Genomic DNA, 17,484 nt, shown 5'->3' on the forward strand with positions numbered 1-17,484 from the left:
ACAGTTTAAAATTAATATTGGAAATAATATTTGTGTTATAATATTTAGAAAGAAAAATTTTTGGAATTTATGTCAAGTTATCTTATTTGTGATATTATAAATTATGGTGATGGAATGATTTTAGAGGCAATTATTTTAGCTATTCTTGTTTTATTTTTTATGAAGGACAAGGACTTAAATAATTTAATAAATTTTAAATTTAAAATGATTTCTCTTGCCTTTTTTGGCATATTTTTAATGATTTTTATAAATTTTGTAACTGCCCATTATTTTGGAAGTCTTACAGATTTTTTTGTAAAGTATTTTACAATTTTTCACATTATTTCAATTTTAGCTATAGGGATTTCTCTTATTTCAAATTATAAAAATTATGGACTGCTTTTATGTGGTCTTGGAACTTTTTTAAATGCCCTTCCAGTGATTTTTAATGGTAAAATGCCCGTCAGTGCCTCAGCACTAATGAAGACAAATAATGAGAGGATAATTAAATTAATATACATGGGTGGAAGTTTAAGTCACGGAGTTTTTGAAAGTCCAAAGTTTTATTTTTTGTCAGATATTATTCCACTACATAGGTTTATTGGAAATTCAAAGGTAATTAGCGTGGGAGATATTTTCATCGCTCTTGGCTTATTTTTTGCAATTATTTTAATTACTAGGAAGAAGGTGCCTAATGGATAAATTTAATAATTTGTTAAATGTGATAAATTTAAGAGATGTAGTGGACATTTTAATTGTCACAATGTTAATTTATTATATTTTAAAATTAATTAGAAATACTAGAGCAGAGCAAGTTTTTAAGGGAATTCTTTTAATTTTATTATTTATTAAAATTTCACAGTTTTTCCAACTTTATACTGTTAACTGGATTTTCACGAGATTCATAAATGATGGTATAGTTGCCATTATAGTTTTATTTCAACCGGAAATCAGAAGGGGTCTACAATACTTAGGTCTTACTTCCAGTATTAAAAATAATTTTAGTCAAAATAAGGAAACAGTTCCAGAAACTGTTGAGGAAATTATTTCTGCAGTGGCTTCTCTTGCCAGACAAAAAATTGGAGCACTTATTATTATTGAAAAGGAAGTAGGACTTACTGAAGTTATTGAAACTGGTACTGAAATTAATGGAAAGGTGTCTAGTGGTCTTTTGATAAATATTTTTATTCCTAACACACCTCTTCACGATGGTGCAGTTATAATTAAGGGTTCAAAGGTAAAGGCAGCGGCTTGCTTTTTGCCCCTAACTGACAATCAAAAAATTTCTAAGGAACTGGGCACAAGGCACAGGGCTGGAATTGGTATTTCCGAAAAGTCTGACTGTCTAAGCATTATGGTTTCTGAAGAAAACGGAACTATTTCTACTGCAGAAAATGGCGTTATCTCAAGATATTTGGACATTGAAACTCTTGAAGCTAAACTTCTTGAGATTTACAGTCCAGAATATAGGGCGAGAACTATTTTCGCAAAGCGTGGTGATAATAATGAAAAAGATAAGTTTTAAAGATGACAAAAGTTTAATGATAAAAGTTATGTCTCTTGTCTTTGCTATTATCTTGTGGTCCTATGTAAAGGGCGAGGCAAATTTTATAACTTCGGCTAATTATAAAAACATCGAAGTCACTTATGACGGCTTGTCTCACTTAAAGGACAATAATCTGACGATTATTTCGCCAAAGGAATCCACTGTTGATGTCAAGCTTCAAGGTTATAATTCTTATATGAGAAATGTGACAAGAGATGGTATTGTGGCTAAGGTGGATTTAAGCAAGTTAAGTGAAGGAGAGCACTCTGTTCCTGTAAATGTTTCTTATATTGACCTTGGTATTTCTGTTGTGAATACTTCGCCTAGAAGGATTCCCTTTAAAATAGATAAAGTTTTGGAAGAAAATCATAAGGTTGATATAGTTATAAAAAACAAGCCTCAAAAGGGTTTGTCTGTGGGAGAAATCAAAAAGACTGCTGATGTTGCAGTAAAGGGTGCCAGCACCTATATAAATAAAATTAATAAGGTGGAAGCTCACATTGATGTTACAGAAATAAGTGAAACTACAAGCGTAGATGCAGAAATTTTTGCCTATGACGATTCAGGTAAAATTATAAAGGAAGTTACAGTGACACCTGCCACTGTAAAAGTTGATGTTCCTATTTTAAAGAGCAAGACTGTTCCTATTAAATTAGTTTACAATGAAAATACTACAGAAAATATTGCAATAAATGACTTTTCAATTGAGCCAGCTTCTGTTACAATTAGAGGAAATTCTGATGTGATTGATTCTATTAATTTCATCGAAACTCGACCTATAGATTTTAACAATATTAAAAAGGGTGATGACCGAGTTAGATTAAATTTGCCAGATAAGGTTACATTAGTTGACGAAAATATTAATTATAAATTGAAGGAAAAAGTTAAGGAAGTAGAATAATTTTTAATAATCAGGAGGGAATATGGAATTTTTTGGAGAAGGATTAACATTTGACGATATTTTACTTGTGCCAGCAAAATCAGAAATTTTGCCTAACGAAGTTGATTTGTCTACTAACTTGACAGAAAAGATCAAGTTAAACATACCACTTATGTCTGCAGGCATGGACACTGTTACTGAACACAGAATGTCTATTGCTATGGCTAGAGAAGGTGGAATTGGCATTATTCACAAGAATATGTCTATTGAAGACCAAGCTCTTGAAGTTGATAGAGTTAAGAGATCTGAACATGGAGTTATTACTGATCCATTTTCACTTACTAAGGACCACGCAATTAAGGACGCATCTGAACTTATGGAAAGATACAGAATTAGCGGTGTTCCAGTTGTATCTGAAAAGGGAGTTTTGGAAGGGATTATAACTAATAGAGATATTAGATTTGAAACTGACTTATCTAAGAGAATTAGCGAAGTCATGACTTCTGAAAAACTTATAACTGGTGCTCCAGATATTTCCCTTGATGAAGCTTTAAAAGTTTTGAAAAAATATAAAATTGAAAAACTTCCCCTTGTTGACAAGGACAATGTCTTGAAGGGACTAATAACTATTAAGGACATTGAAAAGCACGAACAATATCCTAATTCTGCTAGAGATGCATCTGGAAGACTCTTAACTGGCGCTGCTGTTGGAGCAACAAAGGATGTCTTAGACAGAATCGAAGCTCTTGTCAAGGCAAAGGCTGATGTTTTTGTAATTGACACAGCTCATGGTCAATCTAAAAATGTTCTAAATACTATAAGAAATATTAAGGATGCCTTCCCAGACATTCAACTTATAGCAGGTAATGTTGCAACTTATGAAGGTACAGAAGATTTAATCAAGGCTGGTGCTGACTGCGTTAAGATCGGTATTGGACCTGGTTCAATTTGTACTACAAGAGTTGTAACTGGTATTGGCGTTCCACAAATTACTGCCATTATGGAAGCTTATAGGGCTGCTCAAAAATATGGCGTGCCAATTATTGCCGATGGTGGTATTAAATTCTCAGGCGATGTTGCTAAGGCTCTTGCAGCTGGTGGTAATGTTGTTATGATGGGTTCACTTTTCGCTGGTACTGACGAGTCACCAGGAGAAGAAATCTTCGTTGAAGGTAGAAGATTTAAAGCCTATAGAGGCATGGGTTCTCTTGGAGCCATGAGTGCAGGATCATCTGATAGATATTTCCAAAGCGGAACTACTAAGTATGTTCCTGAAGGAGTTGAAGGTAGAGTTCCTTACAAGGGACTTGTTGGCGACATTGTCTTCCAACTTGTTGGTGGTGTTAAGTCTGCCATGGGTTATATGGGTGCAAAGGACTTAGAAACCTTAAGAGCAACAGCTAAGTATGTTAAAATCACTCAAGCTTCCCTTGCAGAATCTCATCCACACAATATTACTATTACTAGAGAAGCTCCTAACTATTATTAATTATTAAAAATTTATTAATAAATCCACTTCAATTGAATTTGGAGTGGATTTTATTTATAATTAGCTGTAAGAGGTGATATTTTGAAAACTAAGGTATTGCTTGTTGAAGATGAAGAATCAATAAGAAAATTTGTAAAAATAAATTTAGAAAGAGAAGGCTACATAATTTTTGAAGCTGGAAGCGGCGAAGAGGGAATTGAAGTGGCAAGGCGTGAAAGACCTGACATAGTTGTACTTGACATAATGCTACCGGGTATTGACGGCTTTGAAGTTTGTAAGACTTTAAGAGGCGAATTCCCAAGTCTTGGTATTATTATGCTAACTGCTAAGGCAGAGGACTATGACAAGATAATGGGACTCCAATATGGGACAGATGACTATCTCACAAAGCCCTTTAATCCTACAGAATTAACCCTAAGGATAAAATCCATTGAGAGGAGACTTGAACCAGAGGAAGTTAAGGAAAGCAATTTAATTGTTGACCCTCCTTTTAAAATAGATTCTTACTCAAGAAAATTTTATAAGGATGAAGAAGAACTTGAGCTAACTCCTACTGAATATCAAATTATAAAAATATTCATGACAAATCCAGGCAAGGCCATGACTAGGGATGAAATCCTAAGGCTTGTATGGGGGGACGACTTTTTGGGGGACTCAAAAATTGTTGATGTAAACATAAGAAGACTTAGGTCAAAAATTGAGACTAACCCTGCCAAGCCAAATTATATTGAAACAGTTTGGGGAACAGGATACAGATGGAAATAAGAGGTGTCTGTAATTGAAAAATAAAATTGGAAAAAGGTTAGTTAGAAGTTTTCTAATAGTTATTTTAATTACAATTTCAATTATAGATATATTTTTGCTCTTTGCCTTCGGCTCTTACTATTATAACAATATTTCAAAAGAATTAGTTTCTAGGATGGAACTTTCTCTTGAAATTTATAAAAGAGATTATTCTGACAAGTCTTTGGAAGATTTAATTTACGAGGACAGCGACATCTTCCTTTCAAATACTAATGCAGAGGTGCAGATTTTAGATAAAGATGGAGAATTGCTCTTGGATTCTATTGGCAAACTTTCTTCCAATCCAATAGAGACGACAGATGTCCTAGCGGCGGAAAATGGTGAGATAAAAACATGGCGTGGTAAAGATTCACAAACTGGAGAATCTATTATGTCAGTTACAGGTGCTATAAATAATAATGAGGGAGAAGTTATTGGCTATCTTAGATTTATTTCTTCTATGGAAGAAGCTAATAAAGCAATACTAAAGACAGTCATTACTTTATTGATTTTTACTTTGTTTGTAGCTTTAATAACTACTATGGTATCTCTTCTTATTTCAAAATCAATTGTAAAACCCATACTGGAGCTAACAGAAGTTGCCAAGACCATGTTAAAGGGAAACTATGAGGAGAAGGCAAAAGTCTATGAGGACGACGAAATAGGAGAGCTAGCTAAGACTTTAAATACCATGAGCGATGAAATTATAAATAAAGATAGGATTAAAAACGACTTTATTTCTTCTATTTCTCACGAACTTAGGACGCCGTTAACTTCTATTAAGGGCTGGGCAGTTGTCTTAAAGGATGCCAAGGAAGATGAGAAGGACTTAATCGAAGATGGTTTAAACATCATAGAAAATGAAGCTGATAGACTGGCAAAAATGGTTGAAGAGCTTTTGGACTTCTCAAGATATATTTCTGGACGAATTACTCTGGACAAGGAAGTATTTGACATTTCACAAACTTGTCTTGATGTTTCAAAACAAATGCGACCTCGTGCAAAGTCCAATAATATTGAATTTATAACAGAATTTCCAGAGGAAGCCTTGCTCATTTATGCCGATGAAAATAGGATTAAACAGCTACTAATAAATTTACTTGACAATGCAATTAAATTTACATCAGACAAAGGCTGGGTTAAATTTCAAATGGCAAAAGAAGATAATATTGTTCAAATGATGATTTCTGACAATGGTATGGGAATGACTAAGGAAGAAATAGCCCATGTAAAAGAAAAATTTTATAAGGGCAAACACTCAAAGAGCCACAGTGGCATAGGTCTATCAATTAGTGATGAGATTACAAAGCTTCACAAGGGAAACTTGGAAATTTTCTCTGAAGAAAAAATTGGCACTACAGTGAAGGTAAGTCTACCAATTGAGATACCAAAAGAGGTAGGTGATAAAATTGATTAAAAAGATATTTCTTATATTTTCATTAATTTTATTGACTGCTTGTTCTTTTATGACATCTCAGGGCACTAATATTGAAACCCCAGCCATGGGACAATCACCAATTTATGGCAAGTGGACTATTACAAAATTTATTTACAATAAAAAAATTAATCAGGACAATTTTTTATTTAAGGACATTATTGGCGATGACCTTTACTTTTCCAATGACCAAGTTGTCCTTGCAAATGATTATATAAAGGGAGTTGAGTATAAGACTAAGTATGTTAAATTATCTCAATACCTCTACAAAAAATTTAATTTAGATTATAAGAGCCTTGGTATTGAAGATTCTGATGTCTACACAACTTATATCTTCGATTCGAAGTCGAGGGGGAGTATTTATTATGAAGTTATAAAAACGAGTGAGAATACAGCTCTCCTCTTTGACAATGGTGTAATACTTGAAATTAAACTTGTTGACGACAAGATAAATAACGATGACTTAAATGATTTAATACTCGCCAAAAAGGATGAAGTATTGGCAAGGGGGAGCTTATTTGACTACAATGGCGACAAGGGATTTTTAATTGGATTTAAAAGTAGAAGTGACTCTAATATTCCAACTTGGAATTATAAGACTCTATACATCAAATTTTCTGACTCCAAGCTAGAAAATGTCTACGAGATGAACAATATTATTCTCCCAAGAAATGACAGCTTTTCTGAAATTAGCGTCCAAAGGGAATCCAAGGACAAAGAGACTACAGATAAGTTAATTGTTAAGGACTTTAAAAATTCTAAACTTAGAAAAGATGACGAAGAAGTAATTAAAAATGACTTAGAGGAACTTAAAGAAGAAAACACTTTAAAGACAGTAAACTTCATCACAAATAATTATGTCAATGTGGAAAGTTTAGATGGAGTAACAAATAAGAGATACTTAAGGATTTACCAATTAGACAAGTTAGATGAAAAAAAACCAATTAGTTATAAAGAATTTTTATCTGACGAAGATTTAAAGGCTGAGGGGAAAAACCTTGAAGCCTTGAAAAATGATCCTTACAACATTGGAATTTATAGGGACAATGGTTTTTGGAAGTTAAAGGGAAGGATGGAGACAGAAGAAGGTAAGTTTTCTGACTTTGACTTGAACTTAGTTTTGCCCTACGATGTAAATAAATACAACGAGATAAATATTCCAATGTCTCGAATAAAAAGCTTTAAGCCGGGCATCAAGGACGGCTTTGTATCTCCTGATAATAATTTTTTAATAACATTGGAAAATAATTTTCTAAGAATATATAATATAGAGGATGGCAATATTCTTCCTGATGCAATTTTCGAAAGGGAAATAGGTAACGAAGCCTCCACAATTATGACGGAGTGGGCAACAGGTCGTTATTCAAATATTTGGCAACAAGAGCTGTCATCTAATAAATGAGGTGTAAAATGAATAAAATAATGGAATTGGTTACGGAAAACTCAACTTACTTGCTCCTAACTTTGGGCGCAATTTTAATTGGAGTGGTCCTAACTTTTATAGTTAACTTTGCAGCTAGGGATTTAAAATTTATAAAATATTTGCCGGGACTTGCCTTGGTATTTATTGGAATTATTTCACTTTTTATGGTGATAAATAAACTTTTCGATCCGGACAGTCTGGACAATTTAATTATTTTTGTAATTGGTTTATCCTCTGGTTTGGTTTCACTTATTTTTGCACTGATAATTGGCATTGCAAGTTCAGGGAAGAATCGCTACAAGAGAAATCCAAGAAAAAGATAAAATTATATAAGAATAAAAAGCTCAAGATTAATGGGATTATCCTTTTATCTTGAGCTTTTTTGTGCTTTATTAGTGTTATATTTTTTTATCATGAGCCTTTAAAAATTTTCTTTCATCAATAAGTTGATATGTAGTCCTTCATTGATTCAAATTTTTTGTCGCCAATGCCATCTACATTTTTTATGTCCTCAATTGATGAGAAGGGATTTTGTGAACGATAATTTATAATTTTCTCGGCAGTTTTTGCTCCAACACCAGGAATTTTTTGCAGTTCAGAGGAGTCGGCAGTGTTAATATTTATTTTATCAGAAGCCTTTCCACTTGTGCCACTTGACATAAGAGGAGCAATTTCATTTTTTGGGGCTTCACCAATTTTTGGAATGTAAATTTTTTCTTCGTCGTGGAGCTTTGCGGCGAGATTAATTCTATCGAGGTCGGCTTCATCTGTTGCGCCGCCAGCCCTTTCAAGAGCGTCTACAACTCTCTTTGATGAATCTAATTTTATAATGCCAGGATTTTTTACTGCGCCAGAAATGTGAACCATTACTTCTTTATTTTCTTCCTCTGATTCTATTTCAAGACCCTTTAATTCTTTTTTGTCCACTTCTTTAGCTGCTAGGCTTGAAGTTTTTATGTTTAGGAGGGCATTTGCTTCATCTGGGATCTTGTGAGAATCGTAATACTGGTAGCCAATGATTAAAGATAGGCAAATAATAACTATGTAGGGAAGATTATCTTTTTAAAAAATTTAAAATCCATTATATCACTCATTCATTTATAAAAATATATTTTTCAGAATTTTATTACCCTAAATAGATAATTTTACACAGTTTTCAAATGGCAAAATCTATGTTATAATTTATTCATCGAAACGATTTCAAAAAATTTACATAACAGGAGGAAAATATGAAAGTTTATACAACAGATAAGGTAAGAAATCTTGCTCTCGTAGGACATTCTGGCTCCGGAAAGACAAACCTAACAGAGGCTATGTTATTCCAAAGTGGAGCTACACAAAAACTAGGCAATGTTTCTAGCAAGAATACAGTTTCCGACTTCTCTAAAGAAGAAAAGGACAGGGGAACATCCATTGGAACATCAATTATTCCTATTGAATGGAGAAATTATAAAGTAAATGTTATAGATACTCCAGGCTATCTTGACTTTGTGGGAGAAGCTCACGGAGCTCTAAGAGCAAGTGAAGCTGCAATTATGGTTATTGATGCAACTAAGGGCATTGAAGTAGGTACTGAAAGAACTTGGAAATACACAGAAAAAATTGGCCTTCCAAGAATTATTTTTATAAATAAAATTGACGGAGAAAATGTAAACTTTAGAAAACTAATGGACGAGCTTGAAGCTTCCTTTGGTAAAAAAGTTATTCCTTTCTCTGTGCCAATTGGCGAAGGTGAACACTTTGTAGGTGTTACTGATGTTATCTTCCAAAAGGGATACAAATATGTAAACTCTGCACCACAAGAAACTGAACTTAACCACGACCAAGTTAAGGCAACTGAAAGAATGTATGAAGAAATTGCTGAAGTTGTTGCTGGTTCTGATGAAGTTTTAATGGAAAAATATTTCTCTGGAGAAAAATTCACTAGAGAAGATCTTTTAAGAGGAGTTACAACAGCCCTTCTTGAAGGTGACGCTGTTCCACTACTTGTAGGAAGTGGCGAAAAGGGAATTGGAATTGACATCTTATTAAACACAATTGTAAATTATATGCCAGCACCAGATGATGAGCGTGCAAATCAAGGCTTTAGATATAAAGATGGAGAAGAAAGAAAAGTTTCAGCAAAGGATCCATTTGCTGCAGTTGTATTTAAGACAATTTCTGACCCCTTTCTTGGCAAAATTTCTATTTTCAAGGTAATCTCTGGCATTGTTAATAAAAACACAGCTCTTTACAATGTAAATGCTGATGAAAATGAAAAACTTGGCGGACTTTACATTATGAGAGGTAAGGAACAAATTGAAATAGATGAAATTTACGCAGGAGATATTGGAGCAACGACAAAACTTGCCAACACTGTTACAGGCGATACTCTTTGCGACAAGGACCACAAGGTTGAATACAAAAAATTAAAGTATTCTTCTCCAGTTCTATATTATGCAATTGAACCTAAGACTAAGGGCGACGAAGAAAAACTTTCTCAATCTCTAAAGAAAATCAAGGACGAAGACCCAACATTTGTAATCGAAAGAAATCCTGAAACTAAACAAATGACTATTGGTGGTCAAGGAAAGGTTCAACTTGATGTAATTCTTGACAAATTAAAGAACACTTATGGCGTTGAAGTAAATATTGTTCCATTTATAGTTCCTTATAGAGAAACAATTAGAAAGACTGCCAGCGTTCAAGGTAAGCACAAGAAACAATCTGGTGGAGCAGGACAATACGGTGATGTTTGGATTAGGTTTGAACCATCTGATAAAGAATTTGAATTTGATGAAGAAGTATTTGGTGGAGCAGTTCCTAAGAACTATTTCCCTGCTGTTGAAAAGGGAATTATTGAATCTAAAGAAAAGGGAGTTCTTGCAGGCTATCCTGTAACTAACTTCAAGGCTGTCCTATACGATGGCTCTTACCACGATGTTGACTCCAACGAAATGAGTTTCAAACTTGCAGCTAACCTTGCTTTCAAGAAGGGAATGCAAGAAGCAAGTCCAGTTCTTCTTGAACCTATAATGAAGGTTGAAGTTACAATTCCAGATGATTATCTTGGAGATGTAATGGGCGATATGAACAAGAGACGTGGAAGAATCCTTGGTATGGACCAACAAAATGATGGCACACAAATTTTAATTGCAGAAGCACCACAAGCTGAACTATTCTCTTATCTAATTGATTTGAGATCCTTAACTCAAGGTAGAGGAACTTTCAGCATGGAATTTGTGAGATACGAAGAAGTTCCACAAAATATTGCAGAAAAAATTATTGAAGAAAGAAATGCAGAAAAATAAAATAAACTTTTAAGGGTTGGGCTTAAGTGTCCAACCTTTTTTATTATAAAACAATTAAAGATATTGAAAAGCAATATGAGTAGTTTTATAATTTAGTTAGGTAACATTATATCTTATAGAAAGGGGATAAAAATGAAAACTAAAAAAATTGTATTAATTTTAATATCTTTGGCTCTTGTGTCAATTATGTGTGGTTTTTCTTTTTTAAATTCTAATAAAGAAAATTATGATTTTAACATAGATGTTTGTGATGAAAAACCAGACTATGAAAAAATTATTAATAATTTAAGTTATGATAGTTTGTACAAATATAAGTTAAAAGATGTTATAGTAAGCAACAAGATTATGGAAGAAGAGGGTTTTAAATTTACAACAAATAAAGATGCGGATTATTTATTAATATTCTCTAATGAAGATAATGAGAATGCGCGTATTGCAGTAAGAGTTTCTGATGTGAGTTTGAGAATTTATACTTCTAAAAAACATAGTAGTTATGTACTTATTACTGATACAAAAAATTCAAAAAAAGATTTAGATTTCTCTTCTAAAAGTGGTATTCCAAAAGGAACATTTTCTATTTTAGAACTAGAACGAGAAAAAGTCATAAATAAGTAAAAAAAATTAAATTGCTCTAAAATATCTGTTGGTGAGTTAAATCCCAACAGATATTTTCATTTGAAAAAATATATTATTTATATGAATCAGTTTCTTAATTTTTTAATAAAATAATTAAAGTAATGATTCTTTAAAAACAACAAAAAATATATAAGCTTAAAAAGTTACGAAACTAATACTTTACAAAATATATATTTTATTTTATACTAGAAATAGTAAAAGATAGTCAGATTTTATAATTTGAAAGACAAAGATAGTCAAAGGAAGTGTATTATGGCAAAGCTTTCTAACTCCATTGAAGATTTTATAAATGAACTTATTTTTGAATCTGGTGGAGCTCTTGAGATACAAAGATCAAAAATTTCAGACCACTTTAACTGTGCGCCTTCGCAAATTAATTATGTCTTGACCACAAGGTTTACACCCGTTAAGGGTTACTATGTGGAGTCAAGGCGTGGTGGCGGAGGCTACATTAGAATAGTAAAGGTACAATTTGAAGATGATGAAGATACAATTGATACTTTTTTAAGTTTTATAGGAGATTCTATTACAAAAAACAATTCTGATGAACTTTTAAAGGAACTTTTGAGACTTAACAAAGTGACTGAAAGGGAGATGGAACTTATGAAAGTTGCTCTCTCAGACAGGGCTCTTAATGAGTGTGAAAATAAAAATGAACTTAGGGCAGATTTATTAAAAAATATGCTCCTAGTTATTTTTAGTTAGGAGGGAAGATCATGCTATGTGATGTTTGCAAGGAAAGAGAATCAGTTATTTCTTACACAAGAATAAAAGACGATGGAATAGAAGAAGTGCATCTCTGCGAAGTTTGTGCTGAAGAAAAATTTAAAAGAGACTTTAAGGGGTATCAAAATATTATTCCTCAACTTGAAAATGCTTTAAAGAATATTTTTCAGTTTACAGCAAATTCCTATAATGAAGAAGATGACATAAGCTGTGAATACTGCGGTAGGTCTTTTCGTGAACTTAAGGCAACAGGATCTTTAGGCTGCCCAAAATGTTATGATTCCTTTGGAGACGAAATTAAAAAGTATTTAAACGCCCTTAATATAAATTTAAAGTACAGGGGAAAAATTCCAAAAAATGCAGAAAGTTATCTCGTTTATAACAGAAAACTTGAGGATTTAAAGGAGAAGCTTGACCTTGCCATAAATTTGGAAGAATATGAAAAGGCAGCAGAAATAAGGGACGAAATAAAGAAGTTAAAGGAAGATGTCAGTGTCTAAAATTCTTTTAGGATATAAATTAAAATTATATAGAAATATTGACGGCAAAAAATTTGTAAATACAATGACAGAGGAAGAGCTAAGGGAAAATTTAGACTTCCTAGACCCAATTTTAAGTGACTTGGGCTACACTAAAGTAGACCTTTATAATATTTCTTCTTTAAAAAAGCTTGAATATGTGGAAAATGGAAGGCTTGGCAAAAAATCTATTGAAAGAGAAAATATTGGATTTTACGAAAAAAAAGATAGTCCAGATATTTTATTAAACGCTGGAGAACACCTTGAGCTACAAGCTTTTTCAAGGACAAAATCTCTTGAGGACTTGTATGGAGAAATTTATTCTTTGGAAGAAATGTTAGAAGAAAAAATTAATTTTTCCTTTGATCCAAGTTTTGGCTATTTAAGTTCTAGAGTTTTAAATTCTGGCACAGGCTTAAAGCCCCTTGTACTTTTGTATTTACCAGCCTTAAATTATTTTGGCATAGATGAGATTGCAAGAGGTCTATCAAGGCTTGGTTACACCCTTGCATCCTATAGAGACAGCTCCAACAAGGCACTGGGAAGTATTTTCACTCTTTCCTTTGAGTCAACCTTTGGCGAAGAGGAAAAGTCTTATATAGAAAAATTAAAAATCATTGCGCGAGAAATCGCCGATGTTGAAAGGGAAAATAGAAAAAAATTATATTTAGACAACATCATAACTCTTGAGGATATGGTAAACAGAGCCTTTGGAGTTCTTGCCAATGCAAGGTTGTTGTCGGAAGAAGAGATGATGCATTCCATGTCTACAATTAATCTTGGAATTGAACTTTCAATTTTAAGAGCAAATCGAGATTTTGATTTTTATGAAGAGATTAAAAAACTTAGAAATGGACATTTGCAAATTGAGAGAGGAGCAATATTAGACCTTAAGTCACGAGATATTTTAAGGGCTAATAAGGCAAGAGCTCTCATGAAGGAGGTTTTCAGATGAGTATGTTTGGAAAATTTAGCGAGAAATCGCAAAAGGCAATTCTCTTTGCTCAGCAAGAAGCCAGAGAGCAAAGACATTCATATATAGGCTCAGAGCACATTTTACTGGGAATAATCAGGGAAGGAACTGACTCAGGTGCTCACATCTTATCAAGGCTTGGCATAGATTATAAGAAGGCAAAGGAAGCAACACTTGACATTGTAAGTAGCGGTCAAGGTCCTATTGTGTCAAGCATAGCCTACACACCAAGGACTAAGAGAATTTTTGAGCTTGCCTTTGAAGTTTCAAGGGAAATGGGAGAGGTTGCTGTGTCAACAGAACATCTTCTTCTAGGAATTTTGCGTGAAGGTCAAGGTGTTGCCATTTTAGTTTTAAAAAGACTTGGCATAGACATTATGAGTCTTGAAAATGACATTTTAAACAATATGGAAGACTATGAAGATTATGATGATGAGGACAGAGAAATTTCTTCAGAAGCCTTAGAAAAATATACTACAAACTTAAATAAAAAGGCTGAAGAGGGAAAAATCGACCCAGTAATTGGCAGAGAAAAGGAAATAAAAAGAGTAATTCAAGTCCTATCTCGTAGGACAAAAAATAATCCTGTCCTAATTGGCGAGCCTGGTGTTGGTAAGACTGCCATAGCTGAAGGACTTGCTGCAGAAATTGTTGCAGGAAATGTGCCAGAAATAATGAAGGACAAGGTAATTTTAACTCTTGATATTTCTCAGCTTATAGCTGGCTCTAAGTACAGAGGAGACTTTGAAGAGAGATTAAAAAATGTAACTAATGAAGCTGCAAAAAACAAAAATATTATTTTATTCATTGACGAAATGCATGTCATAATTGGCGCAGGTTCAGCTGAAGGTTCTCTCGACGCTTCAAATATTTTAAAGCCACTTTTAACTAAGTCAGTATTACAAGTTATGGGGGCAACGACAATTTCTGAATACAGAAAGAAAATCGAAAAGGACTCAGCCTTTGAGAGAAGGCTTATGCCAATAATAGTAGATGAGCCAAGTGTTGAGGATTCCATAAAGATCTTAAAGGGACTTAAAAATATTTACGAAGACCACCACAATGTTACAATCCCCGATGAAACAATTGAAGCTGCAGTAAAATATTCTGACAGGTATTTAAATGACAGATTTTTGCCAGACAAGGCCATTGATTTAATTGACGAGGCTAGTTCAAAGTTAAAAATTGAATCCTATAAGGTTCCTGAATTTGAAGAAAAGTACAAGAAGGAACTTGAAGATATTGAAAATAAAAAAGCTGAAGCAGTAAAGAGTCAAGACTACGAACTTGCAGCAAATCTTCGCGATGAACAAAAAAAGCTAGAAGAAAAGTACAAGGAAGAAATAGAAAAATTCCAAAAAGAGGAAGCCAAGAAAGAAGTTACGCCAGAACTCATTGCCAAGATTGTATCTGACTGGTCAAAGGTTCCTGTAACTGAAATGACAGCAGAAGAAACTGAAAAGTTAAGAGACTTAGACGAAAAATTAAAGGAAGATGTGAAGGGTCAAGATGAGGCTGTAAAAACTCTTGCCAAGGCAATAAAAAGGTCAAGGATTGGGCTTAAGGACCCTAACAAGCCAATTGGCTCTTTCATATTTGTGGGACCAACTGGCGTAGGTAAGACTTACCTAGCCAAGAGCCTTGCGAAAAATTTATTTGGCAAGGAAGAAAATATGATTAGGTTTGACATGTCCGAGTACATGGAAAAATTCACTGTCTCAAGACTTGTGGGTTCACCTCCAGGATATGTTGGCTACGAAGAAGGTGGCGAGCTAACAGAAGCTGTAAGGACTCACCCTTATTCAGTAATTCTTTTAGATGAAATCGAAAAGGCTCACCCAGACATCTTTAACATCTTGCTACAAATTTTAGACGAAGGAAGAGTAACGGATTCCAAGGGTAGGACTGTAAACTTTAAGGACACAGTTATAATTATGACTTCCAATGCTGGGGCAAATCTTCTTGCCAAAAATTCAGTTTTAGGTTTTTCAACTTCAGAAACTTCTGTTCAGAAGAGCGAATATGAAAATATGAAAAAAATTATAAATGAATCCTTAAAGGAAAAGTTTAGACCTGAATTTTTAAATAGAGTTGACGATGTAGTAATCTTCAAAACTCTTGAAAAGACTGAAATTAAAGAAATTGTCAAGAATATGCTTGATAAATTAAGTGATAGACTTTCTGAAATGGGAATAAAGGCAAATTATTCAAATAAACTCATTAACTTCTTAGTTGAAGAAGGTTATGATAAGGTATTTGGTGCAAGACCCCTTCAAAGGACTATTACAAAATTAATTGAAGATAGAATTGCCGATGAATTTTTAGAGGGAAAGATTAAAGAGGGCGACGAAATCAATCTCGATGTCAAGTACAAAAAAATTCAAATAGAAAAAGTTAAGAGGACTAAAAAGACAAAAAATGAAAAAGAAAATAGTGTATCAGTGCAGTAAGTGCGGATATATTTCCCAGGGCTTCTTTGGCAAATGTCCAAGCTGTGGCTCTTGGAACACCCTAGAAGAAAAGGAGAAGGAGTCTGGTGGTAAGGCTCCTTCAAATAGTAAAAAAATAAAAAAAGATGCACAAAAACTTCAGGCAGTGGAAATTTCTTCTGACGAGAGAGTTATGACTGGCATTGAAGAATTTAATAGGGTCATGGGCGGCGGAATCGTGAGAGATTCTGTCAGCATCTTAACTGCAAAGCCTGGCTCTGGCAAGTCAACCCTACTAATGCAAGTGGCAAATGACCTGGCAAATAAGGGCATGAGAGTTTTATACGCATCTGGAGAAGAATCTGAGACGCAAATAAAGATGAGGGCAGAGAGAATTTTAGACAAGCTCTCTGACAAAATTTGGGTTTATTCAGTGACTTCCCTTAACTCTGTTTTGGATCAAGTTGAAAAAATTGACCCACAGATGATTATTATTGATTCAATTCAAACTTTTACCCTAGACGAATTTCCACAAAGACCTGGCACACCAACCCAGACTATGGAGTGTGCCTACAAGATGACTGAAATTGCCAAGGACATAGAAAAGCCCCGCATGGTTTTTCTTGTGGGACAAATGACTAAGCAAGACGAACTTGCTGGAGTGAGATCTCTTGAGCACTTAGTGGACACAGTTTTACTCATCGAAGGCGACTCATCAGAAGATTTAAGGTCACTGATGGCGACAAAAAATAGGTATGGGTCTACTGGTGAAATTGGATTTTTCTCCATGACTGAAAAGGGCATGATATCCATTGACAATCCTTCAGAATATTTTATGACAAAGAGGTCAGCCAGTGAACAAGTCCCAGGTTCATCCCTATCTGTTATAAGAGAGGGGACAAGGCCAATAATTTTAGAGACAGAGGCATTGGCATCAAAGACCTTTCTCCCTTATCCATCGAGGATTTCTGAATCTATAAGAAGAGAGCACTTAAACACACTGGTTTCCATCTTAGAAGAGCGAGCAGGCATAAAATTTTTGGACAAAAACATTGTTGTCAAGTCCACTGGTGGCATTAAGGTCAAGGAGCAAGCCTCAAACCTTTCTGTAATGATTTCCATTGTTTCATCTACTCTCAATAAGCCTGTAGAAGCAAATTCAGTTTTCATTGCCGATGTGGGACTAACTGGCGAACTTAAAAATGTGCCGAGCCTCGATGTAAGACTTAAAGAAGCTGAGAGAATGGGCTTTAAAAAGGCATACATCTCTAAATATGCCAGCGTCAAAGAAGAAAATTATAAGGACTTAAGGGTCCTTAAGATGTCAAATATTTTAGAAGTTATTCAAAAAGTTTTTGAAATATAAATAAATTTGCG

At 33.9% G+C, this 17,484-nt stretch carries 16 protein-coding genes; 15 read left to right on the forward strand and 1 reads right to left on the reverse strand.

What is annotated here, in order from left to right; all coding sequences use genetic code 11:
• Nucleotides 1–114: 114 nt before the first annotated feature.
• From HMPREF2801_RS06400 to HMPREF2801_RS06435, 8 genes are all read left to right on the forward strand, one after another.
• On the forward strand, nt 115–681 hold the full coding sequence (locus HMPREF2801_RS06400; protein WP_070611239.1) for a DUF5317 domain-containing protein: 567 nt from the start codon (nt 115–117) through the stop codon (nt 679–681).
• On the forward strand, nt 674–1,504 hold the full coding sequence (gene cdaA, locus HMPREF2801_RS06405; protein ID WP_070611240.1) for a diadenylate cyclase CdaA: 831 nt from the start codon (nt 674–676) through the stop codon (nt 1,502–1,504). The genes HMPREF2801_RS06400 and cdaA overlap by 8 nt, the downstream gene beginning before the upstream one ends.
• A complete protein-coding gene (locus tag HMPREF2801_RS06410) occupies nt 1,485–2,426 on the forward strand; it encodes a CdaR family protein (protein ID WP_070611241.1) in 942 nt (313 codons plus the stop codon). The genes cdaA and HMPREF2801_RS06410 overlap by 20 nt, the downstream gene beginning before the upstream one ends.
• Nucleotides 2,427–2,448: 22 nt before the next feature.
• Nucleotides 2,449–3,894 carry an IMP dehydrogenase gene (gene guaB, locus HMPREF2801_RS06415; RefSeq protein ID WP_019124800.1) on the forward strand — a complete coding sequence of 482 codons (1,446 nt, stop codon included), beginning with the start codon at nt 2,449–2,451 and terminating at the stop codon, nt 3,892–3,894.
• 81 nt (nt 3,895–3,975) lie between these two features.
• The gene (locus HMPREF2801_RS06420) at nt 3,976–4,659 is read left to right on the forward strand and encodes a response regulator transcription factor (protein ID WP_070611242.1); all 684 of its coding nucleotides are present in this window, start codon (nt 3,976–3,978) and stop codon (nt 4,657–4,659) included.
• A 13-nt stretch (nt 4,660–4,672) separates the two neighbouring features.
• A complete protein-coding gene (locus HMPREF2801_RS06425) occupies nt 4,673–6,094 on the forward strand; it encodes a sensor histidine kinase (RefSeq protein ID WP_070611243.1) in 1,422 nt (473 codons plus the stop codon).
• On the forward strand, nt 6,078–7,514 hold the full coding sequence (locus HMPREF2801_RS06430) for a hypothetical protein (protein WP_246829989.1): 1,437 nt from the start codon (nt 6,078–6,080) through the stop codon (nt 7,512–7,514). Before HMPREF2801_RS06425 ends, HMPREF2801_RS06430 begins: the two co-directional genes overlap by 17 nt.
• Nucleotides 7,515–7,522: 8 nt before the next feature.
• The gene (locus HMPREF2801_RS06435; protein WP_070611244.1) at nt 7,523–7,858 is read left to right on the forward strand and encodes a cytochrome C biosynthesis protein; all 336 of its coding nucleotides are present in this window, start codon (nt 7,523–7,525) and stop codon (nt 7,856–7,858) included.
• 115 nt (nt 7,859–7,973) lie between these two features.
• On the opposite strand, the gene HMPREF2801_RS06440 is transcribed toward HMPREF2801_RS06435, so the two are convergent.
• On the reverse strand, nt 7,974–8,462 hold the full coding sequence (locus HMPREF2801_RS06440; protein ID WP_246829990.1) for a ComEA family DNA-binding protein: 489 nt from the start codon (nt 8,460–8,462) through the stop codon (nt 7,974–7,976).
• A 302-nt stretch (nt 8,463–8,764) separates the two neighbouring features.
• On the opposite strand from HMPREF2801_RS06440, the gene fusA reads away from it, so the two are divergent.
• The 7 genes from fusA to radA all read left to right on the forward strand — a co-directional run bounded on the left by fusA (nt 8,765) and on the right by radA (nt 17,473).
• The gene (gene fusA / locus HMPREF2801_RS06445; RefSeq protein WP_070611245.1) at nt 8,765–10,825 is read left to right on the forward strand and encodes an elongation factor G; all 2,061 of its coding nucleotides are present in this window, start codon (nt 8,765–8,767) and stop codon (nt 10,823–10,825) included.
• Nucleotides 10,826–10,957: 132 nt separating this feature from the next.
• A complete protein-coding gene (locus HMPREF2801_RS06450; protein ID WP_070611246.1) occupies nt 10,958–11,440 on the forward strand; it encodes a hypothetical protein in 483 nt (160 codons plus the stop codon).
• A gap of 273 nt (nt 11,441–11,713) precedes the next feature.
• Nucleotides 11,714–12,166 (forward strand): CtsR family transcriptional regulator, encoded by a 453-nt coding sequence (locus HMPREF2801_RS06455; RefSeq protein ID WP_070611247.1) that lies wholly within the window; start codon nt 11,714–11,716, stop codon nt 12,164–12,166.
• Nucleotides 12,167–12,177: 11 nt separating this feature from the next.
• Nucleotides 12,178–12,687 (forward strand): UvrB/UvrC motif-containing protein, encoded by a 510-nt coding sequence (locus HMPREF2801_RS06460; RefSeq protein WP_070611248.1) that lies wholly within the window; start codon nt 12,178–12,180, stop codon nt 12,685–12,687.
• Nucleotides 12,674–13,660 (forward strand): ATP--guanido phosphotransferase, encoded by a 987-nt coding sequence (locus HMPREF2801_RS06465; RefSeq protein ID WP_070611249.1) that lies wholly within the window; start codon nt 12,674–12,676, stop codon nt 13,658–13,660. Before HMPREF2801_RS06460 ends, HMPREF2801_RS06465 begins: the two co-directional genes overlap by 14 nt.
• Complete coding sequence (locus HMPREF2801_RS06470) at nt 13,657–16,128, forward strand: ATP-dependent Clp protease ATP-binding subunit (RefSeq protein WP_070611250.1); 2,472 nt, start codon at nt 13,657–13,659, stop codon at nt 16,126–16,128. The genes HMPREF2801_RS06465 and HMPREF2801_RS06470 overlap by 4 nt, the downstream gene beginning before the upstream one ends.
• Nucleotides 16,097–17,473: a DNA repair protein RadA gene (radA, locus tag HMPREF2801_RS06475; RefSeq protein WP_070611251.1), complete on the forward strand. Its 1,377-nt coding sequence runs from the start codon at nt 16,097–16,099 to the stop codon at nt 17,471–17,473. The genes HMPREF2801_RS06470 and radA overlap by 32 nt, the downstream gene beginning before the upstream one ends.
• Nucleotides 17,474–17,484: the final 11 nt, after the last annotated feature.

Origin of the sequence: Peptoniphilus sp. HMSC062D09 (assembly GCF_001811425.1) — a bacterium.
Taxonomy (GTDB): Bacteria; Bacillota; Clostridia; order Tissierellales; family Peptoniphilaceae; genus Peptoniphilus_A.